The 23,717-nt window shown below is 57.7% G+C and carries 35 protein-coding genes; 5 read left to right on the top strand and 30 right to left on the bottom strand.

All coding sequences use genetic code 11. From position 1 onward, the window contains the following. Nucleotides 1–5 precede the first annotated feature (5 nt). From lpdA to AC0V6N_RS03860, 5 genes are all read left to right on the top strand, one after another. Nucleotides 6–1,412: a dihydrolipoyl dehydrogenase gene (gene lpdA, locus AC0V6N_RS03880; protein ID WP_486170278.1), complete on the top strand. Its 1,407-nt coding sequence runs from the start codon at nt 6–8 to the stop codon at nt 1,410–1,412. 19 nt (nt 1,413–1,431) lie between these two features. Next, nucleotides 1,432–2,283, top strand: a complete 852-nt coding sequence (locus tag AC0V6N_RS03875) for a hypothetical protein (RefSeq protein ID WP_486170277.1) — start codon at nt 1,432–1,434, stop codon at nt 2,281–2,283. A gap of 54 nt (nt 2,284–2,337) precedes the next feature. Beyond that, on the top strand, nt 2,338–3,720 hold the full coding sequence (locus AC0V6N_RS03870; protein ID WP_486170276.1) for an amidase family protein: 1,383 nt from the start codon (nt 2,338–2,340) through the stop codon (nt 3,718–3,720). Between the two features lie 66 nt (nt 3,721–3,786). Further along, complete coding sequence (locus tag AC0V6N_RS03865) at nt 3,787–4,485, top strand: PepSY domain-containing protein (protein WP_486170275.1); 699 nt, start codon at nt 3,787–3,789, stop codon at nt 4,483–4,485. After that, complete coding sequence (locus AC0V6N_RS03860; RefSeq protein WP_486170274.1) at nt 4,482–5,195, top strand: trimeric intracellular cation channel family protein; 714 nt, start codon at nt 4,482–4,484, stop codon at nt 5,193–5,195. The genes AC0V6N_RS03865 and AC0V6N_RS03860 overlap by 4 nt, the downstream gene beginning before the upstream one ends. On the opposite strand, the gene AC0V6N_RS03855 is transcribed toward AC0V6N_RS03860, so the two are convergent. The 30 genes from AC0V6N_RS03855 to rplD all read right to left on the bottom strand — a co-directional run bounded on the left by AC0V6N_RS03855 (nt 5,153) and on the right by rplD (nt 23,716). Beyond that, nucleotides 5,153–5,968, bottom strand: a complete 816-nt coding sequence (locus AC0V6N_RS03855) for a hypothetical protein (RefSeq protein ID WP_486170273.1) — start codon at nt 5,966–5,968, stop codon at nt 5,153–5,155. The two genes, AC0V6N_RS03860 and AC0V6N_RS03855, sit on opposite strands and share 43 nt — an antisense overlap. 195 nt (nt 5,969–6,163) lie before the next feature. Next, nucleotides 6,164–6,709, bottom strand: coding sequence for a hypothetical protein (locus AC0V6N_RS03850; RefSeq protein WP_486170272.1), 546 nt, complete (start codon nt 6,707–6,709; stop codon nt 6,164–6,166). 163 nt (nt 6,710–6,872) lie between these two features. Then, on the bottom strand, nt 6,873–8,408 hold the full coding sequence (locus AC0V6N_RS03845) for a serine hydrolase domain-containing protein (RefSeq protein WP_486170271.1): 1,536 nt from the start codon (nt 8,406–8,408) through the stop codon (nt 6,873–6,875). Nucleotides 8,409–8,493: 85 nt separating this feature from the next. Continuing rightward, nucleotides 8,494–8,928 carry a 50S ribosomal protein L17 gene (gene rplQ / locus AC0V6N_RS03840; RefSeq protein WP_486170270.1) on the bottom strand — a complete coding sequence of 145 codons (435 nt, stop codon included), beginning with the start codon at nt 8,926–8,928 and terminating at the stop codon, nt 8,494–8,496. 79 nt (nt 8,929–9,007) lie between these two features. Beyond that, complete coding sequence (locus tag AC0V6N_RS03835; RefSeq protein WP_486170269.1) at nt 9,008–10,063, bottom strand: DNA-directed RNA polymerase subunit alpha; 1,056 nt, start codon at nt 10,061–10,063, stop codon at nt 9,008–9,010. A 130-nt stretch (nt 10,064–10,193) separates the two neighbouring features. Further along, nucleotides 10,194–10,583: a 30S ribosomal protein S11 gene (gene rpsK, locus AC0V6N_RS03830; protein ID WP_424689487.1), complete on the bottom strand. Its 390-nt coding sequence runs from the start codon at nt 10,581–10,583 to the stop codon at nt 10,194–10,196. Between the two features lie 63 nt (nt 10,584–10,646). Continuing rightward, complete coding sequence (rpsM, locus tag AC0V6N_RS03825) at nt 10,647–11,015, bottom strand: 30S ribosomal protein S13 (RefSeq protein ID WP_486170268.1); 369 nt, start codon at nt 11,013–11,015, stop codon at nt 10,647–10,649. A gap of 322 nt (nt 11,016–11,337) precedes the next feature. Further along, nucleotides 11,338–12,093: an SRPBCC family protein gene (locus tag AC0V6N_RS03820; protein WP_486170267.1), complete on the bottom strand. Its 756-nt coding sequence runs from the start codon at nt 12,091–12,093 to the stop codon at nt 11,338–11,340. Between the two features lie 99 nt (nt 12,094–12,192). Beyond that, entirely contained in the window at nt 12,193–12,837 is a 645-nt protein-coding gene (locus tag AC0V6N_RS03815) for an adenylate kinase (protein ID WP_486170266.1), read from the bottom strand. A gap of 55 nt (nt 12,838–12,892) precedes the next feature. After that, on the bottom strand, nt 12,893–14,239 hold the full coding sequence (secY, locus tag AC0V6N_RS03810) for a preprotein translocase subunit SecY (RefSeq protein WP_486170265.1): 1,347 nt from the start codon (nt 14,237–14,239) through the stop codon (nt 12,893–12,895). 145 nt (nt 14,240–14,384) lie between these two features. Further along, nucleotides 14,385–14,864 (bottom strand): 50S ribosomal protein L15, encoded by a 480-nt coding sequence (rplO, locus tag AC0V6N_RS03805; protein ID WP_486170264.1) that lies wholly within the window; start codon nt 14,862–14,864, stop codon nt 14,385–14,387. A gap of 171 nt (nt 14,865–15,035) precedes the next feature. Next, nucleotides 15,036–15,494 carry a hypothetical protein gene (locus AC0V6N_RS03800; protein WP_486170263.1) on the bottom strand — a complete coding sequence of 153 codons (459 nt, stop codon included), beginning with the start codon at nt 15,492–15,494 and terminating at the stop codon, nt 15,036–15,038. Between the two features lie 179 nt (nt 15,495–15,673). After that, a complete protein-coding gene (gene rpmD, locus AC0V6N_RS03795) occupies nt 15,674–15,850 on the bottom strand; it encodes a 50S ribosomal protein L30 (RefSeq protein WP_486170262.1) in 177 nt (58 codons plus the stop codon). A gap of 6 nt (nt 15,851–15,856) precedes the next feature. Further along, nucleotides 15,857–16,651 (bottom strand): 30S ribosomal protein S5, encoded by a 795-nt coding sequence (rpsE, locus tag AC0V6N_RS03790; protein WP_486170261.1) that lies wholly within the window; start codon nt 16,649–16,651, stop codon nt 15,857–15,859. After that, complete coding sequence (gene rplR / locus AC0V6N_RS03785; RefSeq protein WP_486170260.1) at nt 16,651–16,995, bottom strand: 50S ribosomal protein L18; 345 nt, start codon at nt 16,993–16,995, stop codon at nt 16,651–16,653. The genes rpsE and rplR overlap by 1 nt, the downstream gene beginning before the upstream one ends. Nucleotide 16,996: 1 nt before the next feature. Next, a complete protein-coding gene (rplF, locus tag AC0V6N_RS03780) occupies nt 16,997–17,530 on the bottom strand; it encodes a 50S ribosomal protein L6 (RefSeq protein WP_486170259.1) in 534 nt (177 codons plus the stop codon). Continuing rightward, the gene (gene rpsH / locus AC0V6N_RS03775; protein WP_486170258.1) at nt 17,530–17,925 is read right to left on the bottom strand and encodes a 30S ribosomal protein S8; all 396 of its coding nucleotides are present in this window, start codon (nt 17,923–17,925) and stop codon (nt 17,530–17,532) included. Before rpsH ends, rplF begins: the two co-directional genes overlap by 1 nt. An 11-nt stretch (nt 17,926–17,936) precedes the next feature. Beyond that, on the bottom strand, nt 17,937–18,242 hold the full coding sequence (gene rpsN, locus AC0V6N_RS03770; protein ID WP_486170257.1) for a 30S ribosomal protein S14: 306 nt from the start codon (nt 18,240–18,242) through the stop codon (nt 17,937–17,939). Nucleotides 18,243–18,293: 51 nt separating this feature from the next. After that, the gene (gene rplE / locus AC0V6N_RS03765) at nt 18,294–18,872 is read right to left on the bottom strand and encodes a 50S ribosomal protein L5 (RefSeq protein WP_486170256.1); all 579 of its coding nucleotides are present in this window, start codon (nt 18,870–18,872) and stop codon (nt 18,294–18,296) included. Next, nucleotides 18,865–19,185 (bottom strand): 50S ribosomal protein L24, encoded by a 321-nt coding sequence (rplX, locus tag AC0V6N_RS03760; RefSeq protein WP_486170255.1) that lies wholly within the window; start codon nt 19,183–19,185, stop codon nt 18,865–18,867. The genes rplE and rplX overlap by 8 nt, the downstream gene beginning before the upstream one ends. Nucleotides 19,186–19,187: 2 nt before the next feature. Then, entirely contained in the window at nt 19,188–19,556 is a 369-nt protein-coding gene (gene rplN / locus AC0V6N_RS03755; RefSeq protein WP_010411138.1) for a 50S ribosomal protein L14, read from the bottom strand. Nucleotides 19,557–19,630: 74 nt separating this feature from the next. Further along, nucleotides 19,631–19,921, bottom strand: coding sequence for a 30S ribosomal protein S17 (gene rpsQ / locus AC0V6N_RS03750; protein ID WP_486170254.1), 291 nt, complete (start codon nt 19,919–19,921; stop codon nt 19,631–19,633). A gap of 10 nt (nt 19,922–19,931) precedes the next feature. After that, complete coding sequence (gene rpmC, locus AC0V6N_RS03745) at nt 19,932–20,138, bottom strand: 50S ribosomal protein L29 (RefSeq protein WP_486170253.1); 207 nt, start codon at nt 20,136–20,138, stop codon at nt 19,932–19,934. After that, nucleotides 20,138–20,575, bottom strand: a complete 438-nt coding sequence (gene rplP, locus AC0V6N_RS03740; protein ID WP_486170252.1) for a 50S ribosomal protein L16 — start codon at nt 20,573–20,575, stop codon at nt 20,138–20,140. The genes rpmC and rplP overlap by 1 nt, the downstream gene beginning before the upstream one ends. An 11-nt stretch (nt 20,576–20,586) precedes the next feature. After that, nucleotides 20,587–21,282, bottom strand: coding sequence for a 30S ribosomal protein S3 (gene rpsC, locus AC0V6N_RS03735; protein WP_486170251.1), 696 nt, complete (start codon nt 21,280–21,282; stop codon nt 20,587–20,589). Between the two features lie 4 nt (nt 21,283–21,286). Further along, nucleotides 21,287–21,670: a 50S ribosomal protein L22 gene (gene rplV, locus AC0V6N_RS03730; RefSeq protein WP_486170250.1), complete on the bottom strand. Its 384-nt coding sequence runs from the start codon at nt 21,668–21,670 to the stop codon at nt 21,287–21,289. Further along, a complete protein-coding gene (gene rpsS, locus AC0V6N_RS03725) occupies nt 21,670–21,945 on the bottom strand; it encodes a 30S ribosomal protein S19 (RefSeq protein WP_486170249.1) in 276 nt (91 codons plus the stop codon). Before rpsS ends, rplV begins: the two co-directional genes overlap by 1 nt. Nucleotides 21,946–21,952: 7 nt before the next feature. Then, entirely contained in the window at nt 21,953–22,789 is an 837-nt protein-coding gene (gene rplB / locus AC0V6N_RS03720; RefSeq protein ID WP_486170248.1) for a 50S ribosomal protein L2, read from the bottom strand. Further along, the gene (locus AC0V6N_RS03715) at nt 22,789–23,100 is read right to left on the bottom strand and encodes a 50S ribosomal protein L23 (RefSeq protein WP_486170247.1); all 312 of its coding nucleotides are present in this window, start codon (nt 23,098–23,100) and stop codon (nt 22,789–22,791) included. Before AC0V6N_RS03715 ends, rplB begins: the two co-directional genes overlap by 1 nt. After that, complete coding sequence (gene rplD, locus AC0V6N_RS03710) at nt 23,093–23,716, bottom strand: 50S ribosomal protein L4 (protein WP_486170246.1); 624 nt, start codon at nt 23,714–23,716, stop codon at nt 23,093–23,095. Before rplD ends, AC0V6N_RS03715 begins: the two co-directional genes overlap by 8 nt. Between the last annotated feature and the right edge of the window lies 1 nt (nt 23,717).

The following is a 23,717-nucleotide window of genomic DNA, read 5'->3' as shown; positions in this document are numbered from 1 at the left end:
ACCCTATGTCTAACCATTCTTACGATTACGACTGCCTCGTTATTGGCGCTGGCCCCGGCGGCTATGTTGCCGCCATTCGTGCTGCGCAATTGGGCCTCAAAACGGCTTGTGTTGAATCGCGCGAAACGCTTGGCGGGACGTGCCTCAATGTAGGCTGCATCCCTTCCAAAGCGCTGCTCCATGCTTCTGAATTGTTCGAAGAGGCCGATGGCGGTCACTTTGCGACATGGGGCATTGATGCCAAGGCGAGCTTCGACCTCACCAAAATGATGGGCGAGAAGTCAAAGGCTGTGGGTGAGCTGACCGGCGGAATCGAATTCCTGTTCAAGAAGAACAAAGTCACTTGGATCAAAGGCCATGCCGCTTTCGAAGACGCGCACACGGTCAAGGTCGGTGATGACACCATCACCGCCAAAGACATTGTAGTTGCCACCGGCTCGAGCGTCACTCCTTTGCCCGGCGTCGAGGTCGACAATGCGGCAAAACGCATCGTGGACTCCACCGGCGCGCTTGAACTTGAAGAAGTGCCAGAACACCTCGTCGTGATCGGCGGCGGTGTGATCGGGTTGGAGCTTGGCTCTGTTTGGCGCCGCCTTGGTGCGAAGGTTACTGTGGTTGAATTCCTCGACCAATTGCTCCCCGGTATGGACACCGATGTGCGCAAGGAAGCGGGCAAGATATTCAAGAAACAGGGCATGAACCTGATGCTCAGCCACAAAGTCACCGGCGCATCCGTGAAAGGCAAAGGCGTCACGCTGACGGTGGAGAAATCGGCAGGCGGGGATGAGCAAACGGTCGAAGCCAGCCATGTGCTTGTGTCGATAGGGCGGCGCCCCAACACAGATGGCCTTGCGCTCGAAAAGATCGGAATTGAAACCAACAAACGCGGCCAAATCGAAGTTGGCCATGACTTCCGCACCAGCGTCGATGGCGTATGGGCGATTGGTGACTGCGTGCCCGGCCCCATGCTGGCCCACAAGGCCGAGGATGAAGGCATTGCGTGCGCTGAGAACATCGCGGGCGAAACGGGCATCATCAATCACGATGTAATCCCCGGAGTGGTCTACACCATGCCAGAGTTCGCTGACGTTGGCCTGACCGAAGCCGCTGCGAAGGAAGCAGGCCACACCGTCAAAGTCGGCAAATTTCCGATGATGGCGAACAGCCGCGCAAAGGCGAACCGCGACACAGATGGCTTTGTAAAAGTGGTCGCTGACGCTGAAACCGACCGTGTGCTGGGCGTTCACATCGTTGCCAGCTTAGCTGGCACAATGATCGCGCAGGCAGCGCAAGCGATGGAGTTCGGCGCAACATCGGAAGACATCGCCTATACCTGCCACGCCCACCCCACCCACGCCGAAGCCTTGAAAGAGGCGGCGATGGCGGTTCAGGGTAAGCCGATCCATATGTGATGGAGATCAATCCCCGCGCGTGTTGCCAATTATGAAGCCCGCTTTGCATAGCTGGTTGTGGCACCGCGCGGGGCCTTGGTCCGCTGTACTGTTCGCTGGCCTGCTGGGCCTTTGCTACCTCATCAGCTTTGACGCGCCATCGCACTTCGCCTTGATCAATGGCGGGGCGCTTGCCTTTGGCGTGCTCTGGATCGCGTTTGGGCGGCTACCTGAGCGGGCAATTGCACGGCGCATCACCATCGTCGCACTGCTTGCCCTGCTCGCTTTGCCGCTGGTAACTGGACCTGAAATTTCGAATGTCTCGCGCTGGGTGCCAGTGGGCCCGCTGCAAATGCATAGCGGATTTCTCACGATCCCCTTGCTGGCCCGTCTGGCTGCGCAGGAACGCGATTATGCCCCACCCATCCTGCTCAGCGCGATTTTCATCATTCTGCTCCAACCCGATGCCGCCTCAGGCTTTGCGCTGATGTTGGCGAGCGTTGGGCTCTATTTTGCAAGAACCGACTGGAAGTTAGGCGTGGTTGCGATTTTCGGCTTCACCGTCGCCCTGATCGCAGCGATGCGCGGAGTGCTGCCCCCGCAACCCTTCGCCGAGCGGATTCTGCACGAAACGCTTACCGCAACGCCGCTGCTATGGCTTGGCATCCTGATCGCCATGATAGCGACCTTCTTCATTGTCACGCACGCTTTGCCCCTCACCAAGGCTCAGAGATATGCGATCGCCGGAGCCTATGCCGGCTTTGCGATCACGTCAGTCATTTCAGATTACCCCTATCCCTTGGTCGGGTATGGAGCGTCCTCAATAATCGGATTTGCGTTTGCGATGACGGTGCCTGGTCGCGGGCAGCATTCCCCTGAAAAGACCGCTTGAACCCGCTGAACTCTTAGCTAACCTTTCCGATAGGGACGAGGGAGCTTCACACACATGCCTGCATCTAGCGCCTATCCGCAATTGACCGATAAACCCGGCGCTCTGGAGACCGCTCGCGCGATCCGGGCGGGTGAGATGAGCGTTGTTGAAGCGGTCGATGCGGCGATTACGCGGATTGAGCATTTCGACGCTGATATCAATGCGATTGTCGTCCCCGATTTTGATCGGGCTTGCGAGACTGCCAAGGCGCTGGACGCGGCCGGACCGCCCCAAAATGGTGAGCGCGACCAGCCGCTGTTCGGGGTGCCGATGACGGTGAAGGAAAGCTTTGAGGTCGAAGGCCTGCAAAGCTGTTGGGGGCACGAGGAGCACGCCGACTACATTGCCCCGCGCGATTCCGATTTGGTTCGGCGAATGAAGCAGGCGGGCGCGGTGATCCTTGGCAAGGCGAATGTGCCTGTCGACCTCACCGATTGGCAGAGCTTCAACCCCGCTTATGGCCGCACCACCAATCCGCACAATCCGGCGCGATCACCGGGCGGATCTTCCGGCGGCAGCGCGGCCGCTGTGGCGAGCGGAATGGTGCCGTGCGATTTTGGCACCGACATTGGCGGATCGGTCCGGGTGCCTGCGCATTTCTGCGGGATCTGGGGGCATAAGGGGACATGGGGACTCGTTTCAAAACAGGGCCACGATCACCCGCAAATGGCCAAGCAACCAGGCTTTATCGCCGCGCATGATGGCGCGTTGTCTATCGCTGGGCCGCTTGCGCGCAATGCGGAAGACTTGGCCGCGATGATGCAGATTGCGGGGCAATATCCGCTCACCCGATCAGGCAAGCCGCTATCCAAATGCCGCCTGCTCGCCATCACCGAATATCCCGGCTGCCCCGTTGATGCGAGCGTCGCGGAACCAACCGAGGCCGCCATCGAAGCGCTGATCGCAGCAGGCATCACAGTCGACCGGGCAAGCGCGCTGATCCCCGATCTTGAAGGGCAACAGGCCGACTATATGCGAATGCTGGGCGTTGCGATGGCGCGGGGTGCGCCTTCAAAGGATGGCAAACGGGCAAGCGCAACCGATTGGTTCGACCTTCTCGATGCGCAGGCGGTCAAAGAGTTTGAATGGGCGCGTCTGTTCGAAACATACGATTTCGTCCTCGCCCCGCCCGCCCCCGTCTTGGCGGTGCCGCATCACGATGGCCCCATCTTCCAATCGACCTTGCGTATCAACGGACAGGATCTGCCTGGCGCCGTCGGGCTTGCATGGGCGGGCATTGCGACCTTCCCCAACCTGCCCGCCACCGTCCTGCCGATTGGAAGCGGCAATTATGAGGGCGCTGAGCTCCCCTGCGGAATGCAAGTCATGGGGCCGCGCATGAGCGACCTTGATTGCATCGCCGCTGCTGGTGAGATCGGGAAAATCTTGCACGAGTAAATCCAACGCGGCATGGGGCGGTTTCCTCGCCCTCCCCGTTTTCCCTGCATTGGAAACCCCCTCCCCATGCAATCCTCTTCACTTCTTCGCACGCTTGCCAAGTGGCATGTCTGGCTCGGATGGCTCATCGGTGTGCCGATCGTCATGTGGCTCGCCAGCGGGCTGTTCATGGTCATTAAACCCATCGAAGAGGTGCGCGGGGAGCATTTGCGACTGCCGGTGGCCGAAGAGGCGCTGGTGATCGAAGACAGCCCTCTGGCAACAGATGATGCGCAGCTGAAGGAAATGCGCATCGTGATGCAGGACGGGCGCGCTGTGGCTATCCTGACCACTCTTGATGGAGTGACCACCCGCGTCGATGTTGCCAGCGGCGCCCCCTTGCCCGCCTTAGACGCCGCCGCCGCGCGCACTTTGGTGACGGAGCGGATCACGGGCGGCGATAATGTCAGCGCGGTTGCCTTCTTCGAAGCGGACGAAGTGCCGTTCGATTTCCGCCGACCAATGCCCGTTTGGCGTGTCACTTTGGAGGATGAGACGCATATCTATGTGGGGCGCGATACGGGGCGCATCGAAGCCGTGCGCACGCGCTGGTGGCGCTGGTTCGACTTTGCTTGGGGCGTGCATATCATGGACATGTCCGAGCGTGAGGATAGCAGTCACCCGATCCTTATTCTGTTTGCCGCGCTCTCGCTTGTGGGCGCAATAATGGGCTGCATACTGATGTTTCGCCGCCGCAAACGCCGCGCTAAGACCATCACCGCATGAACGAAACCGTCCTCACCCCAATCCTCGACTGGCTCGATATTATCGGGATTGCGATATTCGCTTTGTCGGGCGCGCTTGTCGCTGCGCGTGAGCGGCAGACATTTGTGACGATGGGGTTCTTCGCGTTGGTCACAGGCGTTGGTGGCGGGACTGTTCGCGACCTGCTGATCGATGCGCCGGTGTTCTGGATGACGGACCCTTGGGTCGCTGTCGTGTGCCTGGGCACTGCGCTGATTGCTTGGTTCACGCCGGTGCGGGTGTGGGACGGCAAATTGCTCGATTATGCCGACGGAGTGGGCCTTGCCGCCTATGCCGTACTGGGCAGTGCAAAGGCGATTGCTTACGGTATTCCGCCCGTGCCCGCCGCTTTGATGGGGATTATCACAGGCTGCGTTGGCGGGGTGATCCGCGATGTGGTCGCCGGGCGGCCGTCAATCATCATGCAGCCGGAGCTATACGTAACCGCCGCCGCATTAAGTGCAGCCATCACCGTGCTGGGGATGCAAATCGCGCCGATGCTAGGCGTGGTGAACGCGGCCATTTGGGGCGTGGCCTTTGTGGCAGGCTTTGCCCTGCGCGCTGCAGCGGTACGGTTTGAACTGGGCCTGCCAAGTTATGGGGGCGAAGGTCACTCTGCTGGAGAAAACTCCGCCCCAACTTCAACCGATCAATCGTCGAAAGATTCGCCCGGAAGTGGACCGCCGGGATAGGCCGGACGCGCTTCGTTTGAGGCGGTTTGGACAGGCGCCGCGACTGGCGCCGCGACTGGAGCTGGTGCATAAGCCTCCCCGCGCGCAGAATTGCGAGCATCGGCATAGCGATCATCTGACCACTGGCCATCAGCTGCTCCATCCGCTGACCCCAGTGGACCACCCAATGAACCGCCGTAATCGACGGTAGAGATGCGGCCATTATTGTCGATCTGGCAGGTAAAGCCGGTGCCGTTGAACAAGGTTCCGGTCACGACCCACCCCTGCGCCACGCGGCTGGCGCCATCGACGCTGTCGACGCGCACGTCGCGCTCGATCTCATTGAGGCATTGGTCGACCGCACTGTCGATGCCCGATCCGCTATTCGAACGGCGATCTGTGCGGCGATCATCATAGCGGCGATTGTCGTCGCGGCGGTCAACGATCACAACATCACGGTCGCGGCGGCGATTGTTGTTTGCCGCGCTTGCGATGGCAGCGATCCCGCCAAGGACCAGCACGCCAGCGAGCACATCACCACCGCGTACACCGCGGCGATGTCGACGCCAGCCTCTGCGCCAGCCACGGCGATAGCGGCGATACTCAGACGATTCCGCCTCATAGGTGCTGGGCGACCAGTCTTCGGAATATTGCGAATGGAATGAGGTTGCGTGACCATAAGTACCCTGCGGGGTGACTTCGGCAGCGTGTGCCGGTGCCATTGCAGGGGTGAATGCCATAGAGGCTGCGGCCATTAGGCCGGCATAGCCTGCGAGTTTCGAACGGTGAGCCATAAATGCTCCTTCCCTGTTGCCATGGTTGTGCGAGCGCCCACCATTCGCCCATGAATGGGAACGCGAATAGGCGGCCCAGGCTTGACTCTCGCTTAACAGCTTCAAGCTGTGAGGAGAGTGCCCGAACCGCCAGTGGAGACCCTCGGGCCTGGCTAAAGGGGAATACGCGCCAGGCCCGAGGGGGTTTGGTGGGGATTAAAGTCCACGGATACCGCGGAAGTCGATTTGTGGACGGTTGCCGCGATCAACGTAGCAGGTGAAGCGACCCCGATCGAAGTCCCGGCCACGATAACCACGCTGGCCTTCAACCTGGATCCGGCCTTTTACGCGGAAGCCATAGCGGGTGCGTTCAACGTCGCGGATCTGCGTTACATCGGCATAACGATAGCCTCCGAAACGGCGCGCTTGGCGCTCTGCGCGGCGGATACAACGCTCGACTGCGTTGCGGCCACCACCACGATACCCTTGGTTGTAGTTGCCGCGATTATAGTCACCGCGATAATTGCGGTCACGATAGTTCCGGTCGCGATAGCGGCGATCATTGCGGTCGCCGTCAAAGGCTCCCGCAAGGGCGGCGATCCCGCCGATAATCACGGCGCCTGCAATCACATCGCCTGCATCAACGCCGCGGTCGCGGTGACGGTCGCTCGCTTGAGCAGGAGCTGCGGTCGCTAGGGCCATCGCGCCAGCCGCGACAGTCCCGAGCGTACCCTTCGCGAGAGTTTGTTTGAGATTCTTCATGAGTATTCATCCTCGGGTTTCCAGTGGCAGAGGAATTTCCGTTCACTGTGGAGCCCTTTTAGATGAACAACTCTGAGGTGAGTCTGACCGAGCCTTGCAGCAGATGTTCAGGTTAATTGCGATTTACCTGAACAAATGTATCAGCTCGTCGCAATTGGTGACGTCAATCCTCTAACGCCACAAGCACATCGCGAGTGAAGCTCTCAATATCAAAACGCGTGCCCACCATATCCTCTCCGCGACGGACGATCACAACATTGCGAGATGGCACGACCACCACATATTGCCCGCGATTGCCCGCGGCAAAGAAGGTGTCTTCGGGAATGCCCTCGTGCTTGTTGAACAGCCACCATCCCGCGCCATAGCCCCACGAACGCCCCTCAGGCTGCGGGCCAGAGGGCGTGCTGACATATTCGCGCCAATTCTCAGGCAGCAGCCGCTCGCCATTCCAAACACCGTTGTTCAGATAGAGCTGCCCAAGCCGCACCAGATCATCCGCAGTCGACCAGACTTGCGAAGAAAGCACATAATTGCCCTGCCAGTCGGTTTCAGCATAGGTATGGTTCATGCCGATCTTGGCGAAGAATTCTGCAGGTGGGTTCGCCTGAAAGTCGCATTCAATCGCCTGAATGGCCATTAGCGTATCGTTGTTGGCATAGCGAAAGACCGTGCCGGGCTCGTGCACCAGCGGCCAATTTGCAGCGCGCTCATCAACGGTGGTGCCGCCCCAATAAAGCGGATCGGTGCGATTGCCCGGAGTGTCCGAATAGCGGCCCGAGGCCATGCGCAGAAGGTGATCTACGCTTACTGCAGTGCGAGGCTCTGATGTTCCGTAAGTCAGCCTGGTGGGCATCTGCTGGCTGATGCATTCATCATCTCGCAGCGTAGCCGCACCTACCAACGTTGCCGCAATACTCTTGGCTACCGACCATGTGCGCTGCGGAGTGTTCTCATCAAAACCCGACTTATAGCGGGCTTGGCCCACATGACCCTCAGCCCCTTGGCCCCGCTGCATAACGACCGCCGTCGTGCGCGAACCTTCACCGTATGTACCGTCGAAAGCGTTATCAAACACGAAGCTGAGCCGGTTTGGTTTGGGCGGCGTATAGGGTTTGCCATCCGCTCTTGGGATGGATTCGAAATAAAGAACCCTGCCCGGCTCTTCGGGCGGGTCTACCACGACTGGCACATCAAGCTCTGGCCGCAAAGTCGCTGGGTCCGTCCCAATCGGCAAGGACACGCAACCAGAGCCACTATCATGACGGGCGATACGCGGTGGCATATCATCAGCCCATTCGACCAGCACATGACGCACACGGCCCAAATCAGCCGCCACAAAGGCCGGATCAAGCTCGGCAACCGCTTCGTCAATGGTGATGCCGCGTTGCTGCGCAGAGGCCGCCACTAACGCGCGAATGCGGCTCTCATCGGCACGCACAATTTCATAGGGCAAATCGCGAATGATCGCGTCGAGCGGCGCCTGAATGCCTGTGAGTTCCCATTCATGAATGCTCTCAGGCGTGCGCGTGGTGCCGTTCAGCTCCGCATTCGCCGTGGCGCTGCACAGCATCAGCGCCTTGTACCCAGCAGCCAGCGCGCGGTTGTAGCGATCATCGAGCTGTTCTTGAGCGGATTGAGCATTGGCGGTGGTGGAAAGCGCGAGAGCCGTCATGGCGGCCAAGGTGAGAAGCTTATTCATCGTCCCAACCCTAACCCTGCGCGCACAAAAGAAAAGGGCCCGCGGATCGCTCCGCAGGCCCTTCTTTATCTCTTGGCTCGGACGCTTAGGCGGCAGCTTCGGCTTCCGAATACTCATCAACTTGGCTCATGTCTGGACCTGAATCCTGACCGCGTGCATCTTCGTCGCGGTCGACGAATTCGATGACAGCCATTTGCGCTGCATCGCTGTCACGATAGCCGGCCTTGATGATGCGGACATAGCCACCGTTACGATCATCATAACGCTCAGCCAGGACGTCAAACAGCTTCTTCAGCTGTGTTTCGTCCTGCAAGCGGCTCATGGCGAGACGACGGTTCGACAAACCACCGCGCTTTGCCAGCGTGATCAGCTTTTCGATGTAAGGACGCAGTTCCTTCGCCTTAGGCAAAGTGGTGACGATCTGCTCGTGCTTGATCAGCGCGGCTGACATGTTGCGGAACAGAGCCGTACGGTGGCCCGATTTGCGCGAAAGCTTACGCTGTGAAATTCCGTGACGCATTGTATTTCCTTCGTTTGTAAGGGGCCCGTATTAGGTAGCCCGGTACTGGCGGCGCTTAAGGTGCGCCGCCGGAACCCGATTAACCCAGCAGCTCTTGTTCGAGCTTCTTGGCCATTTCTTCGATGTTCTCTGGTGGCCAGCCTGGAATGTCCATGCCGAGGCGCAGACCCATGCTGGAGAGAACTTCTTTGATCTCGTTAAGCGACTTGCGGCCAAAGTTTGGCGTACGCAGCATCTCGGCTTCGGTCTTTTGAACCAGATCGCCGATGTAAATGATGTTGTCGTTCTTGAGGCAGTTGGCTGAACGCACAGACAGTTCGAGCTCGTCGACCTTTTTGAGAAGGTAACGGTTGAGCTGATTGGCGTCGTCTTCCTGCGGTGTCGCTGCCTGACCGATCATGGCCGACTGCGGCTGCGGAATGCCGTCTTCGAAGTGGACGAACAATGTCAGTTGGTCCTGAAGGATGCGTGCGGCATAAGCCACGGCGTCTTCTGGAGTGACGGTGCCGTCGGTTTCGATGGTGAGCGAGAGCTTGTCATAGTCGAGCTCTTGACCAACACGCGCGTTCTCAACCTTGTAGCTTACCTGACGGACAGGTGAGTACAGGCTGTCGACTGGAATAAGACCAATCGGCGCATCAGCGGGACGGTTCTGAACAGCTGGCGAGTAGCCTTTGCCCACGTCAGCGGTCAGCTCCATATTGAGCGTTGCGCCTTCGTCGAGGTGACACAGGACCAGATCCTTGTTCATCACTTCGATATCGCCGGTGACAGCAATGTCGCCTGCTTTAACGGTCGCTGGACCAGTGACAGAAAGCTGGAGACGCTTTGGCCCCTCGCCTTCCATCTTGAGCGCGATTTGCTTCACGTTCAAAACGATGTCGGTCACGTCTTCGCGCACACCTGCGAGCGAAGAGAATTCGTGAAGGACGTTCTCGATCTTGATCGAGGTGATTGCCGCGCCCTGAAGCGAGGACAGCAATACGCGGCGCAGGGCGTTACCAAGGGTAAGGCCAAAGCCACGCTCAAGCGGCTCAGCCACAAAGGTGGTCTTGCGCTGCTTGTCGCCGCCTTCCTTAATCTCGAGAGCGTTGGGTTTCTTAAGTTCCTGCCAGTTCTTCATATTGACGGACATGGATTTCCCCTAATTCGCTTGCCTAAAGCGGTTCAAATTTGAGAGCGGGCCCGGTCGGTTGGCGTGACCAGTGTCGGACCCGATTAGCGGTGAAAGACCCCTTGGCCCTCCACCACAAAAACGGATCAGATCAGACGCGGCGACGCTTTGACGGACGAACGCCGTTATGCGGGATCGGCGTCACGTCACGGATTGAGGTGATGTTGAAACCAACAGCAGCCAATCCACGCAGCGCGCTTTCACGGCCTGAGCCTGGACCTTTTACTTCCACCTCTAGGGTGCGCACACCATGCTCAGCAGCTTTCTTGCCGGCATCGTCTGCAGCAACCTGAGCTGCATAAGGGGTCGACTTACGTGAGCCCTTAAAACCCATCATGCCAGCGCTCGACCAGCTAATGGCGTTGCCCTGTGCATCGGTGATGGTGATCATGGTGTTGTTAAAGCTCGCATTGATGTGAGCCACACCACTGGAGATGTTCTTTCTATCGCGGCGCCTTACTTTGCCGGGTTCGCGTGCCATTTTCTCGTATCCTTATTGTGTAGGAAGAAGGGAAAAGCGTCTGAGGCCAAAAGCCTCGAGAGCTTACTTCTTCTTGCCTGCGATCGGCTTGGCCTTACCCTTGCGGGTGCGGGCGTTGGTGTGCGTGCGCTGACCGCGAACGGGCAGGCCGTTACGGTGACGAAGGCCGCGATATGAACGCAGATCCATCAGACGCTTGATATTCATCGCGGTGTTGCGACGAAGGTCACCTTCAACCGAGTGATCGGCATCAATCGTTTCACGAATGCGCAGGACTTCCTCATCAGTGAGGTCCTGAACACGTGCAGAATGTGAAATGCCAAGCTTGTCAGCGATCTGGACAGCCGTTGTGCGGCCAATCCCGTGAATATAGGTCAGCGCGATGATTACACGCTTATTTGTGGGGATGTTTACCCCGGCAATACGAGCCACTTAATTCTCCATGCTCCACGAGGAATTGCAAAGACTGTCTTTGCGCACCTCATCTCAACGCTCATTCATTCGCGCATTCGAATTTTCGCTGCTTTCAGGTTTGAGTGCGACCCCATCCCCTTAAAACGGCAAAAGTCCGGTTGGCATACCTTGTACGAGGCAATGCCTGCCGGACCGATTTCGAACGTGTCGAATGAGCGGCGCGCTTACGGTGATTCGCGCCATTCGTCAAGCATATCACGCGCTTTCGCGTCCGAGCGAGCAATATGGGTCCCCTCCCCCCGCATTCAAGGGGGAGCGCGCACCTGCCTTTACCGTAGGTCTAGCCGTCGGAAAGGTCGCCAAAGGCGTCGTCGACGCTGGGGCTATTATCTTCTTCATCAATCACCTCTTCAGGGTCGATGGAGACAGGCGGATCTTCGGGAGCGGGCTCGGCGTTTTCTTCAGCTGGCGTATCGGGTTCAGGAGCTGGTTGCGGCTCGGGTTGCGCGGCCTCGGCGGCTCCGGCGGGCGCCTCCACCTGGCCCAATAATTCTGACAGGCGCGTCAATTGCTGGGTCATCACCCCATCAACCGCGGCAGAGATCACCGGGACCGGGTAACGCATCGACCCGCCAACATTGTATTCAAAGACGATCCGCGTGCCCTCTTCCGCCTCGCTCAATGCGATGGTGAGGATGCCGGTCACAGGTTCGCTTTGTAAGGGGCCAAGCGCGCCGCTCATGCGCAATGCCACTTCGGGATAGGCCTGGATGACACGCATATGTTCAACGCTGCCTTCCAAAGTGATGCGGTTCTCTTCCTCTACCTCTGGAATGCGTTCGCAAAAGCATCCACCAGCTTGCGGCATCAAGGTGAGGTTTGCTGCATCAGCGGACCATGTGTGCTCGCTAGACCACCAGCGCGCAGGGCTGATCAGCGCCAGCCATGTTGCTTTGGTGTCTGCCTCGACCACGGCTTCCGTGCGGGTGATAAAGCCACCCTCATCCGCAGCGACGACTTCGGCTGAGGCGGGTGTGGCAATTGCGGCGCCAGCGACAATGGCTGTGGCAGCGATGGCTTTGGTGATGGTACGCAAAGTGTTTGATCCTCCCAAGAGCGGCTCTAGCTAAAGGAAGGGCCGCGCTTAGCCAAGCGTGAATGGGGTCAAACGTGCAACGCCGAAGCGCGAGATGATTTAGCCAAGGATAGCGTCGATTGCGCCTGCAACCTCGTCAATGCCCGCCATGCCATCAACGCGCGTGATAATACCGCGCGCCTCATAGCCGGGAAGGATCGGCGCAGTTTTGGCCCGATATTCCTCCATGCGGGTGCGCACGGTTTCTTCGTTATCGTCCGGGCGGCGCTTAAACTCAGTGTGACCACACGCATCGCACACACCCTCTTTTGCGGGAGGGTTGGCAGTGTCGTGATAAAGCGCGCCGCAATTCGCGCAGGAAAAGCGCCCCGTGATCCGTTCAACCAGAGCGTCCACATCCACCGACAGTTCAATCACATGGTCGAGGCTGCGACCGTGCTTTGAAAGCAGGCCATCAAGCTGCTCGCCTTGCGCCTCCGTGCGGGGATAGCCATCGAAGATTGCGCCTTGATCAGCAGGCATGGCGGCGAGGTTTTCGTCGATCAATGAAGACACAATCTCGTCCGAGACCAACTCACCGCGATCCATCACCGCTTTCGCTTCCAGGCCGACAGGCGTCTGCGCTTTTACCGCTGCACGCAGCATGTCGCCGGTTGAAAGTTGCTTCATACCGTGGCGTTCAACAAGGCCAGCACTCTGCGTGCCCTTGCCAGCGCCCGGAGGGCCAAGAAGAATGATGTTCACTTGATCAAAACCCCTATTTGACTGAGCGCTTTTCGCCGATGCCTGACTGCGCGTTCTAGCGCATGCGGCCTTTCAGCTTAGCCTTCTTGATCAGATCGCCATATTGGTGGGCGAGCAGATGCGACTGGACCTGACTGATCGTATCGACCGTCACGTTCACCACAATCAGCAAGCTGGTCCCACCAAGGAACAGCGGAATGCCTGTTTGCGCGATCATATATTCTGGCACCACGCAGACGACCGTCAGATACATCGCGCCCACAACCGTGATCCGGGTCAGGACATATTCGAGATATTCCGAAGTCCGCTTACCCGGACGGATGCCGGGGATGAAGCCGCCGTTTTTCTTCAGGTTCTCAGCCGTGTCTTCAGGATCGAAAACAACCGCAGTGTAGAAGAAGCAGAAGAAGATGATCCCGATCGCATAGAGCGTCATGTAAATCGGCTGACCATGCTGGAGATATTGGTTGAGCGTGATGACCGCAGAACCCCAAGCGCTCGACGTGTCGACGCTATCGCCAGAGAATTGCGTGATCGTCAGCGGCAAAAGCAGCAGCGAGCTTGCAAAGATCGGCGGGATCACACCGGCGGTGTTGAGCTTCAATGGCAGGTGCGAGCGGTCTGCCTGCATCATGCCGCGCTGCGTTGCGCGCTTTGGATATTGGATCAGCAAGCGACGCTGAGCGCGCTCTACAAAGCTGATGAGCAGGATCAAGACGATTACCATCACGAGGAAGCCAATGATGATGCCCGGAGAGATCGCGCCGGTGCGGCCGCCTTCGAACATGTTCATCGTGAATTGCGGGAACTGCGCCACAATGCCCGCCATAATGATCAGCGAAACGCCATTCCCGATACCGCGCGAAGTGATCTGTTCACCCAGCCACAGCAGGAACATGGTGCCGCCAACAAGGCTGATAATTACCGGAATGATGAACATCGGGCCGGAGCCCACGGAAAAGCCCTGCACCACCGCGTTTTGCGCCACGAAATAGCCTTGGATCGTACACAAGCCGACCGTGCCGTAACGGGTGTATTGGTTGAGCTTTTGACGCCCCGTTGCGCCCTCTTTCTTGAGAGCGGCAAGCGTTGGGTGAAGGGCCGAAGCCATCTGCACCACAATCGAGGCTGTAATATAAGGCATAATGCCGATCGCGATGATCGCGTAATTGGCCAGCGCGCCGCCTGTGAACATGTTGAGCATGTCCAAAAAGCCGCCTTGTGTGCGCTCGTTAAACGCCTGCAGTGCGATAGGGTCGATACCCGGCAACGGAACCACAGCGAGGAAGCGGAACACAATCAGCGCACCGATCGTAAACCAGATGCGTTGGCGCAGCTCGGTTGCTTGGGCGAAATTCCCAAGGTTCAAGTTGCTGGCGATATTATCGGCGCGTGATGCCATTGTTATCGATCAATCCCGAAAACTTAAAGTCTGGGCCCCAAATGAGGCACAACGGGCTAGATAGGTAGTGCGCGCCGGATTGTCGAACCCAGCGCGCCACTTTTTGTGTCCCCCAAGCCATTTGGCAGGGGACAACACACCCAAATTACTCAGCTGCTGCCTTTGCAGGAGCGGTCACTTCGACGCTGCCGCCGGCTTTCTCAACCGCTGCAACTGCGCCTTTGGTGGCGCCTGTGACGACGAATTTGGCCTTGGCCTTGAACTCGCCTTTACCCAGCAGACGAACACCATGCTTGCCGCCACGGACCAGGCCGCATTCGCGCAGAGCTTCTTCGGTGATGTCTTTCTTGCCGTCGAGCTTTTTGGCGTCGATCCACTTTTGGACCATGCCAATGTTCACTTCGGCATAGTCTTTGCCGAATGGGTTGTTAAAGCCACGCTTTGGCAGGCGCATGTGAAGTGGCATTTGGCCGCCTTCAAAGCCCTTGATCGCAACACCGGAACGGCTCTTTTGACCCTTTTGGCCACGAGCAGCGGTCTTGCCTTTGCCAGAGCCGATACCACGGCCCTTACGCATACGTCCCTTACGGGCACCATCATTGTCACGGATATCAGTCAGTTTCATTGTGCACTCGCTTTCGCTTTCATAACGGTCCCCCAATTGGGACTGCGCGCTGTTGGAAGCGGGCCACCTAGTGGAAGCGGGCCGCGTGTGCAAGCGTGAAGTTTACGCAAAACGGCAAAAGGGCAGGCCGCAATGTTTCAGCGCCCCGCCCTTCCCATCGATGCTCTTAGCCTATTTCTGCGCGTAAACACCGATGCCGTAAAAACATGGCTCTACACTGCAAGAGATCATCCGCGCGCGCAGTGAGAAACGCGCATTGCGGATCGGTGTCACTTCCAGCACGGGCGTATCATCCACCAGCACATCTGAATCGATCAAATTGCCGTTTTCATCATACAGCCACAAGTCGATATCCGAACAATCACGGTCGCATTGGGCAACCATGAAATAGCTGGTGCCCGCATCAAGATTGAGCGTGACTGTCTCTTCCTGATTGTTGCGGAGCTGGCCGTTATGGCGCGAATGCGATGATGAGAACCCGCGACCATTGGCGATGTTCTGCGTCAGATTGAGCAGCCGGTTGACCTCTTGCTCATACGAACTTTGCGCGATTGTAGGCGCTGCTGCCCCCATCGCGACCAGTGCCGCTCCTACAGCGGCGACGGTTAGCTTTGCTTTCTTGGTAATCATCAATGTCCCCCCAGCGGATGCGCACGGCGTTGTGCACAATCACACTGGCGAGATAGCAACAGGAGCCAAACCAACGTTGCACAAAGGCGACACGGCCGTTTGCGCACTCAGAAAAGCACAAAAAAGGCCCGCCTGGCGTGATGCTGGGCGGGCCTTTTCAATTCGTTTGCATGAACGCCTTAATCGACGATCTTCGCCAGATGCGGGATCTTAGCAACCGCGCCGCGAACTTCAGGAGTGTCCTGACGCTCAACAACTTTATGCATCTTGTTCAGACCCAGGCCGATCAGAATCTGACGCTGTTTGTCTGGACGACGGATCGGCGAACCGATCTGTTTGATCTTGATGGTAGCCATGTGTCGTTACTCCACAACCGCAGCAGCATCGACAGCTGCTTCGGCTTCGCTGGCGCCGCCGCGACCCAGAAGGTCTGCGACTTTCTTACCGCGACGCTGAGCCACAGACTTCGGCGAAGTCTGATCGGTCAGAGCCGCAAAAGTGGCGCGGATCATGTTGTAAGGGTTTGATGTGCCAACCGACTTGGTGACAACGTCTGCAACGCCCAGGCTTTCGAACACGGCACGCATTGGACCACCGGCGATGATACCAGTACCCGGAGGCGCTGTGCGAACGGTGACCTTGCCAGCACCAAAGCGGCCTTTGCCATCATGGTGCAGCGTGCGACCTTCTTTCAAAGGAACGCGGATCATTTTCTTGCGAGCAGCAGCAGTTGCCTTGGTGATCGCCTCAGGCACTTCGCGTGCTTTACCGTGACCAAAGCCAACGCGGCCCTGACCATCGCCAACCACGACGAGCGCAGCAAAGCCAAAGCGCTTACCACCCTTAACCGTCTTAGAGACGCGGTTGATGTGGACGAGTTTCTCGATGATGCCATCATCTTCTTCCTCGCGGCGGCCACGGCCACCATCACGGCCTCCACGACCACGACCACGGCCACCGCCTTCACGGTTGCCACCACGGCCACGACCACGACCCTTTTGCTCTTCAGCAGCTGGAGCGGCAGCAGGTGCCTCTGCAGGAGCAGGAGCAGCTTCAGCAGCAGGAGCCGCTTCTGCAGGTGCAGCAGCCGCTTCTGGAGCAGCAGTGGTTTCGGCAGGAGCTGCCGTTTCGTCTGTTTTGTTCTCTTCAGCCATCATCAGAACTCCAGCCCGCCTTCACGAGCGGCATCGGCCAGCGCTTTCACGCGGCCATGGAACAGGAACCCGCCGCGATCGAACACGACAGTGGTAACGCCAGCCTTCTTCGCAGCAGCGGCAATATCCTTGCCAACCTGCACAGCGGCATCGACATTCGCGCCGGACTTCTTCGCGCCAAGCGTTGAAGCAGCTGCAACGGTCTTACCCGCAGCATCGTCAATCACTTGAGCGTAGATGTGGCGGCCCGTGCGGTGCACCGACAGACGCGGCTTGTCACCCGAACGCGCGCGGAGCGCAGTGCGCACCCGGCGGCGGCGACGTTCAAAAAGGGAAAGTTTTGCCATCTTACTTCTTCTTCCCTTCCTTGCGGAAGATATACTCGCCGCGATACTTGATACCCTTGCCCTTGTAAGGCTCAGGCTTACGCCATTCGCGGATTTCGGCAGCAAACTGGCCAACAGCCTGTTTGTCGATGCCGCTGATTTCGACCGTGGTTTGATCCGGGGTCTTCACCTCGATGCCCTCTGGCACAGTGAGGTCGACATCGTGACTAAAGCCAAGCTCCAGCTTCAACGTCTTCCCTTGCGCCTTGGCACGATAACCAACGCCTGAGATTTCAAGCGTCTTGGTGTAGCCTTCGGTCACACCTTCAACCAGGTTTGCAACCAGCGTGCGCTGCAGGCCCCAGAAGGAGCGTGCCTGCTTGCTGTTGTTCGCCGGGTTTACAGCGATCTCGTCACCTTGAATCTCATAAGAGATCAGGTCCGACATACCCATGGTGAGAGTGCCCTTAGGCCCCTTCACGCTGAGCGTGCCATTATCAATGCTGGCGGTAACCCCTGAAGGGATCGCGACAGCTTTCTTACCAATGCGGCTCATCAGAAGACCTCCGCAAGCACTTCGCCGCCGACTTTGTTTTCGCGTGCTTCGTTGTCCGAAAGGACACCGCGCGGGGTCGAGACGATGGTGATGCCAAGGCCGTTGCGCACAGTCGGCAGTTCTTTCGAACCCGAATAGACGCGGCGGCCAGGCTTGGAAACGCGCGCGACGTGCTTAATCGCCGGCTCGCCTTCGAAGTATTTCAACTCGATGCGCAATGCAGCATGCTTGCCGCTATCATCTTCCGTGTAGCCACGGATGTAGCCTTCACGAGTAAGCACTTCGAGAACGTTCGCACGCAGCTTTGATGCAGGCGAAAGGACGCTGTCCTTCTTCGCACGCTGGCCGTTGCGGATGCGGGTGAGCATATCGCCCAGTGGATCGGTCATAGCCATCTGTTAATTCCTCACCAGCTCGACTTGGTCAGACCCGGGATCATGCCCCGGTTGCCGAGTTCGCGCAGTTCGATACGGTTGATGCCGAACTTGCGGTAATAGCCGCGTGGGCGGCCGGTGGTGGCGCAGCGATTGCGCACGCGGGTTGGGTTCCCGTTGCGGGGAATCTCAGCCATCTTCAGGCGAGCCATCAGACGTTCGCCTTCATCAAGGCTCTCATCATCGGCAATTGCCTTCAGCTTTTCGTACTTCGCTGCGTACTTCTGAACGAGCTTCTTACGCTTCTCGTTCTTGTTGATCGAACTCAGTTTCGCCATTGGACTTAAGCTCTCTTCTCTTGAGTTGTGTTCATCGAAACGGCCGGCGGCTTACGCCGCTTCCTTCTGCTCGCCAGCTTCACCCTGGAAAGGGAAGCCGAACAGGCGAAGGAGTTCGCGTGCCTCTTCGTCGGTCTTAGCGGTGGTGGTCACAATGATGTCCATACCGCGGACCTTGTCGATTTTGTCGTAGCTGATCTCAGGGAACACGATCTGTTCCTTAAGGCCCATTGCATAATTACCACGGCCATCGAACGACTTGGCGTTCAGCCCGCGAAAGTCGCGGATGCGTGGCATTGCAATAGTCACCAGACGATCCATGAATTCAAACATGCGATCACGGCGAAGGGTAACCTTACAACCGATTGGCATGCCTTCGCGCAGCTTGAACTGAGCGATAGACTTCTTGGCTTTCGTGATGACAGGCTTCTGACCAGCGATCAGAGCCATTTCCTCAGCTGCGATTGCAACCTTCTTCTTGTCCTGGCTGGCTTCGCCAACACCCATGTTGAGTGTGACTTTATCCAGTTTCGGGACTTGAAGACGGTTTGTGTAACCGAACTTCTCAGTCATAGCCTTGACGATTTCGTCTTCGTACTTGGCTTTGAGGCGAGGTGAATAATCAGCCATCAATCGTCTCCCCACTTTTCACAGCAACACGCACCTTCTTACCGTCCTTCTCTTCGAAACGGACGCGGGTGGGCTTGCCATCCTTGGGATCAGCAACAGCAACCTTCGAGATGTCCATCGGAGCGGCGTTGCGCTCGATGCCACCTTGCGGGTTTTGCTGGCTGGGCTTGCGGTGACGGGTTGCGACATTGATGCCTTCAACCACGACCTTGCCTTCTTTTGGCATGACCTGGCTAACGGTACCGGTGCGGCCCTTGTCCTTACCGGACAGAACCACGACGCTGTCACCCTTTTTGATCTTTGCAGCACCCATGATCAGAGCACCTCCGGAGCAAGCGAAATGATTTTCATGAAACCACGACCACGCAGTTCGCGCACCACTGGGCCAAAGATACGAGTGCCGATTGGCTCTTCGCTCTTGTTCACCAGAACAGCGGCGTTGCTGTCGAAGCGAATGACGCTGCCATCTGGACGGCGGACGTCTTTCTTAGTGCGCACGATCACAGCACGATGAACATCGCCCTTTTTGACCTTTGCGCGCGGCTGAGCCTCTTTCACAGAGACCACGATCACGTCGCCAACGGAGGCAAAACGGCGCTTTGACCCGCCCAGTACTTTAATGCACTGGACGCGCTTTGCGCCGCTATTGTCCGCGACGTCGAGATTGGATTGCATCTGGATCATGGATCCGTTTCCTTCTCTTGGCTTGCTGGGACACCCAAACTTGACTGGGGCTCAGCAGTTCCTCGTCTACTTAATCAGTTGCCTGCTGCCTCGACATCGAGATCAGCTTCGACCGCCTGCACTCCGCCGGCCACGACGCGGTCCTTAACGGCCCAGGTCTTGGTCTTCGAAATCGGCTTTGTTTCTTCGATACGAACGACGTCACCGATAGTGAATTCGTTGGTTTCGTCATGCGCGTGGTACTTTTTCGAGCGGCGGATGATCTTCCCGTAAAGCGGGTGCTTCACCTTGCGCTCAACCAGTACGGTCACAGTTTTGTCGGTCTTGTCGGAGGTGACAGTCCCGGTGAGAATACGTTTCGGCATTGTCTACTCCTTACGCCTTTGCTGCGGCTGCAGCGCGCTCATTCTGGAGCGTCTTGATCTGAGCGATCGTGCGACGAACTTCCTTGATGCGCGAAGGCTTGTCGAGCTGGTTAGTCGCAGCCTGGAAACGCAGATTATACTGCTCACGCTTCAGTTCGGTCAGCTCAACAGAGAGCTGATCGTCGGTCTTTGCGCGCAGGTCTTCGGTGGTAGCCATTATTTAGCTCCTCCCAGGTGCGAGGTGTCGCCCAGACGAGCAACGACCTTGGTCTTGATCGGCAGCTTCATAGCTGCACGTTCGAAGGCGAGCGCAGCCAGGGGGCCGTCAACACCATCGAGTTCGAACAGGATGCGGCCCGGCTTAACGCGAGCAGCCCAGTATTCGACAGAGCCCTTACCTTTACCCTGACGGACTTCGGCAGGCTTTTTCGATACTGGCACGTCTGGGAAGACGCGGATCCAGAGGCGACCCTGACGCTTCATCGCGCGGGTGATGGCACGACGAGCGGCTTCGATCTGACGCGCGGTGAGACGCTCAGGCTCGAGAGCTTTCAGACCATAAGCGCCAAAATTGAGCGTAGTGCCACCCTTGGCATCGCCTTTGATCTTGCCCTTAAAGGCCTTGCGATATTTGGTTTTCTTCGGTTGCAGCATTGTCTTTTACCTCAACGAGCTGGCCGGACGCCGGAAGTCTGAGCTTCCATCATCAAACGGTCCTGCGCGGTTGGATCGTGAGCGAGAATTTCGCCCTTAAAGATCCAAACCTTGATGCCGATGATCCCGTAAGCGGTGAGCGCTTCGGTTTCAGCATAATCGATGTTTGCGCGCAGAGTGTGGAGCGGCACGCGGCCTTCACGATACCATTCAACGCGGGCGATTTCAGCGCCGCCAAGACGGCCACCGCACACGATCTTGATACCTTCTGCGCCAAGACGCAGAGCCGATTGCACCGCACGCTTCATAGCGCGGCGGAAAGCGACACGGCGGATCAGCTGATCAGCCACACCTTGCGCAACGAGCTTCGCATCGATTTCCGGCTTGCGGATTTCAACGATGTTCAGCTTCACTTCGCTGCTGGTCATGGTCGACAGTTTGGTGCGCAGCTTTTCAATGTCTGCACCCTTCTTGCCGATGATCACACCAGGACGAGCCGCATAGATTGAAACGCGGCACAATTTGGCCGGACGCTCAATAACCACCTTTGAGATTGCTGCCTGTGGCAGGTTCTTGGTGATGTACTTACGGATCTCGATGTCTTCTTTGAGAAGGCCGGCATAGTCACGCCCTTCAGCGTACCAACGGCTATCCCAAGTGCGGTTGATCTGAAGACGCAGACCGATCGGATTACTCTTCTGACCCATGTCTTTACGCCTCTTCTTCTTCGTGTTCACGAACCACGATGCGCAGCTTGCTGAATGGCTTCAGGATGCGCGTCGATTTACCGCGGCCACGTGTGTGGAAACGCTTCATGGTGATCGATTTGCCAACCGAAGCCTCTGCAACGACAAGCGCGTCGACGTCGAGATCGTGGTTGTTTTCCGCATTGGCAATCGCAGATGCGAGCACCTTGCTGGCGTCACGCGCCATCGCCTTCTTAGAGAAGGAGAGGATGTTCAGAGCCTCTTCGGCTTTCTTGCCGCGAATAAGTTGCGCAACGAGGTTGAGCTTTTGTGCTGACCCGCGAATTTGCGTGCCAACAGCCAGCGCCTCATTATCCGCAACGCGGCGGGGGGACTTTGCCTTACCCATTATCGCTTGCCCTTCTTGTCGGCTGCGTGACCTGGGAAGTTGCGCGTTGGAGCGAACTCACCAAGCTTGTGGCCAACCATTTCTTCCGAGACGGAAACCGGGATGAATTTCTGACCGTTGTAAACGTTGAACGTCAGTCCAACGAATTGCGGCAGAATTGTCGAACGACGCGACCAAGTTCTGATCGGCTTCGCATTGCTTGCGTCCTGTGCCTCTTCGGCCTTCTTAAGAAGGCTGAGCTCGACAAACGGACCTTTCCAGACGGAACGTGCCATGCCCTAATTACCTCTTCTTCTTCGCGTGACGCGAACGGATGATCATCTTGTCCGTCTGCTTGTTCTTACGAGTGCGAGCACCCTTGGTCGGCTTGCCCCATGGCGTCACTGGGTGACGACCACCAGAGGTCCGGCCTTCACCACCACCGTGGGGGTGATCGACAGGGTTCTTGGCAACACCACGTGTGAGCGGGCGACGGCCCTTCCAACGAGTGCGACCAGCCTTACCAAAATTCTGGTTCTGGTTGTCAGGGTTAGACACCGCGCCAACCGTTCCCATGCAATCGCTGCGCAGGTAACGCTGCTCGCCTGAGTTCAGGCGAACGATGACCATACCGCGGTCACGACCAACCAGCTGAACGTAAGCACCAGCAGAACGGGCAATCTGACCGCCCTTGCCTGGCTTCATTTCAACATTGTGGCAGATCGTGCCAACCGGCATCTGACCCAGAAGCATGGCATTGCCCGGCTTCGTATCGGTCTTTTCGCCTGCAACCACCGTGTCACCAACAGCCAAACGCTGTGGGCAGATGATGTAGGCAAGCTCGCCATCTTCGTACTTAAGCAGTGCGATGAAGGCTGTGCGGTTGGGGTCGTATTCGATCCGCTCGACGGTCGCAGGGACATCCCATTTGCGACGCTTGAAGTCGATGAAGCGATACTTTTGCTTGTGACCACCAGCAATGCCGCGTGAAGTCACGTGACCTTTGTTGTTGCGGCCACCGGTCTTGCGCTTGCCTTCAGTGAGCGACTTAACCGGGCCACCTTTGTGGAGACCGGACTTGTCGACCAGGATCAGGCCACGGCGTGCCGGGCTTGTTGGTTTATAACTCTTGAGTGCCATCAGCTCACACCCTCAGTGATATCGATCATTGCGCCTTCTGCGAGACGAACGATCGCCTTTTTGAAATCGGAGCGCTTGTAAGGCTTGCCCTTCCAGCGCTTCGTCTTGCCTTTGGTAAGGATAGTGTTCACCGAAACGACCTTGGTCGAATAGATGGCTTCCACCGCTTCCTTGATCTGCGGCTTGGTCGCGTCATTCGCTACCTTGAACACCACTGCATTTGCTTCCGACGCCATGGTCGACTTTTCAGTGATGTGCGGAGCGACGATTACGTCATAGTGCCGCGCGTCGATTGCTTCTTTTTTAGCCATTGAAGCGCGCCTCCAGCTTAGCGACAGCGTCCTTGGTCAGGACCAGCGTGTCGTGGTTGAGAATGTCGTAAACATTTGCGCCCGCAGCAGGCATGACGTTCACGCCTTTGAGGTTGCCAGCAGCTTTCTCGAAACCGGCGTCAACGGCTTCACCGTCAATCACCAGAACCTTGCCAGCAAAGCCATGCTTGTCGAAGTGCGCTTTAAGAGCCTGTGTCTTGGCTTCTTTCAGCTCAAGCTTGTCGACCACAACCAGACCGTCTTTGGCTTTGGTTGAGAGCGCCATCTTGAGACCAAGAGCACGGATCTTCTTGTTCAGCGACTGATTAAAGTCACGCTTGCGAGCACCGTGAGCCTTACCACCACCGATAAAGATCGGAGCGCCGCGGTCGCCGTGACGTGCGCCACCTGAACCTTTTTGAGCGCCGAACTTCTTACCGGTACGCGCAACATCGGAACGCTCACGCGTCGGACGTGCTGTGGCACGGCGGTTTTCAAGCTGCCAGGTAACAACGCGGTGCAGGATGTCTGCGCGCGGCTCTACGCCGAACACGGCATCGTTCAACTCGATGTCGCCCGACGCTTTACCGTCGATTTTCTGGACCTTCACCTTCATG

The organism is Erythrobacter sp. S57(2025), assembly GCF_057365055.1.
The sequence above is the reverse complement of the archived record's forward strand: the minus strand, read 5'-3'. Positions and strand labels throughout refer to the sequence as shown.

Bases quoted from the DNA above. Each gene is read 5' to 3' on its own strand.
- rplX (WP_486170255.1), bottom strand. From the start codon at position 19,185: ATGGGTGCTGCAAAGATCAAAAAGGGTGACAGCGTCGTGGTTCTGTCC.
- rplD (WP_486170246.1), bottom strand. From the start codon at position 23,716: ATGAAGGTGAAGGTCCAGAAAATCGACGGTAAAGCGTCGGGCGACATC.
- AC0V6N_RS03860 (WP_486170274.1), top strand. From the start codon at position 4,482: ATGAACGAAACCGTCCTCACCCCAATCCTCGACTGGCTCGATATTATC.
- AC0V6N_RS03850 (WP_486170272.1), bottom strand. From the start codon at position 6,709: ATGAAGAATCTCAAACAAACTCTCGCGAAGGGTACGCTCGGGACTGTC.
- rpsQ (WP_486170254.1), bottom strand. From the start codon at position 19,921: ATGCCGAAACGTATTCTCACCGGGACTGTCACCTCCGACAAGACCGAC.
- rplR (WP_486170260.1), bottom strand. From the start codon at position 16,995: ATGGCAAAACTTTCCCTTTTTGAACGTCGCCGCCGCCGGGTGCGCACT.
- rpsN (WP_486170257.1), bottom strand. From the start codon at position 18,242: ATGGCGAAACTGAGTTCGATCAACAAGAACGAGAAGCGTAAGAAGCTC.
- rplV (WP_486170250.1), bottom strand. From the start codon at position 21,670: ATGGGTAAGGCAAAGTCCCCCCGCCGCGTTGCGGATAATGAGGCGCTG.
- rpmD (WP_486170262.1), bottom strand. From the start codon at position 15,850: ATGGCTACCATCAAGATCAAACAGATCGGTTCGCCGATCCGTCGTCCA.
- AC0V6N_RS03800 (WP_486170263.1), bottom strand. From the start codon at position 15,494: ATGATTACCAAGAAAGCAAAGCTAACCGTCGCCGCTGTAGGAGCGGCA.
- rplQ (WP_486170270.1), bottom strand. From the start codon at position 8,928: ATGCGTCACGGAATTTCACAGCGTAAGCTTTCGCGCAAATCGGGCCAC.
- rplB (WP_486170248.1), bottom strand. From the start codon at position 22,789: ATGGCACTCAAGAGTTATAAACCAACAAGCCCGGCACGCCGTGGCCTG.
- AC0V6N_RS03870 (WP_486170276.1), top strand. From the start codon at position 2,338: ATGCCTGCATCTAGCGCCTATCCGCAATTGACCGATAAACCCGGCGCT.
- AC0V6N_RS03865 (WP_486170275.1), top strand. From the start codon at position 3,787: ATGCAATCCTCTTCACTTCTTCGCACGCTTGCCAAGTGGCATGTCTGG.
- rplN (WP_010411138.1), bottom strand. From the start codon at position 19,556: ATGATCCAGATGCAATCCAATCTCGACGTCGCGGACAATAGCGGCGCA.
- AC0V6N_RS03855 (WP_486170273.1), bottom strand. From the start codon at position 5,968: ATGGCTCACCGTTCGAAACTCGCAGGCTATGCCGGCCTAATGGCCGCA.
- rplE (WP_486170256.1), bottom strand. From the start codon at position 18,872: ATGGCTGATTATTCACCTCGCCTCAAAGCCAAGTACGAAGACGAAATC.
- lpdA (WP_486170278.1), top strand. From the start codon at position 6: ATGTCTAACCATTCTTACGATTACGACTGCCTCGTTATTGGCGCTGGC.
- AC0V6N_RS03715 (WP_486170247.1), bottom strand. From the start codon at position 23,100: ATGGCTAAAAAAGAAGCAATCGACGCGCGGCACTATGACGTAATCGTC.
- rpsE (WP_486170261.1), bottom strand. From the start codon at position 16,651: ATGATGGCTGAAGAGAACAAAACAGACGAAACGGCAGCTCCTGCCGAA.
- AC0V6N_RS03835 (WP_486170269.1), bottom strand. From the start codon at position 10,063: ATGTCCGTCAATATGAAGAACTGGCAGGAACTTAAGAAACCCAACGCT.
- rplP (WP_486170252.1), bottom strand. From the start codon at position 20,575: ATGCTGCAACCGAAGAAAACCAAATATCGCAAGGCCTTTAAGGGCAAG.
- rplF (WP_486170259.1), bottom strand. From the start codon at position 17,530: ATGAGCCGCATTGGTAAGAAAGCTGTCGCGATCCCTTCAGGGGTTACC.
- rpsC (WP_486170251.1), bottom strand. From the start codon at position 21,282: ATGGGTCAGAAGAGTAATCCGATCGGTCTGCGTCTTCAGATCAACCGC.
- rpsK (WP_424689487.1), bottom strand. From the start codon at position 10,583: ATGGCACGCGAACCCGGCAAAGTAAGGCGCCGCGATAGAAAGAACATC.
- AC0V6N_RS03845 (WP_486170271.1), bottom strand. From the start codon at position 8,408: ATGAATAAGCTTCTCACCTTGGCCGCCATGACGGCTCTCGCGCTTTCC.
- secY (WP_486170265.1), bottom strand. From the start codon at position 14,239: ATGGCATCACGCGCCGATAATATCGCCAGCAACTTGAACCTTGGGAAT.
- rpmC (WP_486170253.1), bottom strand. From the start codon at position 20,138: ATGGCTACCACCGAAGACCTGCGCGCAAAGACCGACGATCAGCTCTCT.
- rplO (WP_486170264.1), bottom strand. From the start codon at position 14,864: ATGAAACTGACTGATATCCGTGACAATGATGGTGCCCGTAAGGGACGT.
- rpsS (WP_486170249.1), bottom strand. From the start codon at position 21,945: ATGGCACGTTCCGTCTGGAAAGGTCCGTTTGTCGAGCTCAGCCTTCTT.
- rpsH (WP_486170258.1), bottom strand. From the start codon at position 17,925: ATGGCTATGACCGATCCACTGGGCGATATGCTCACCCGCATCCGCAAC.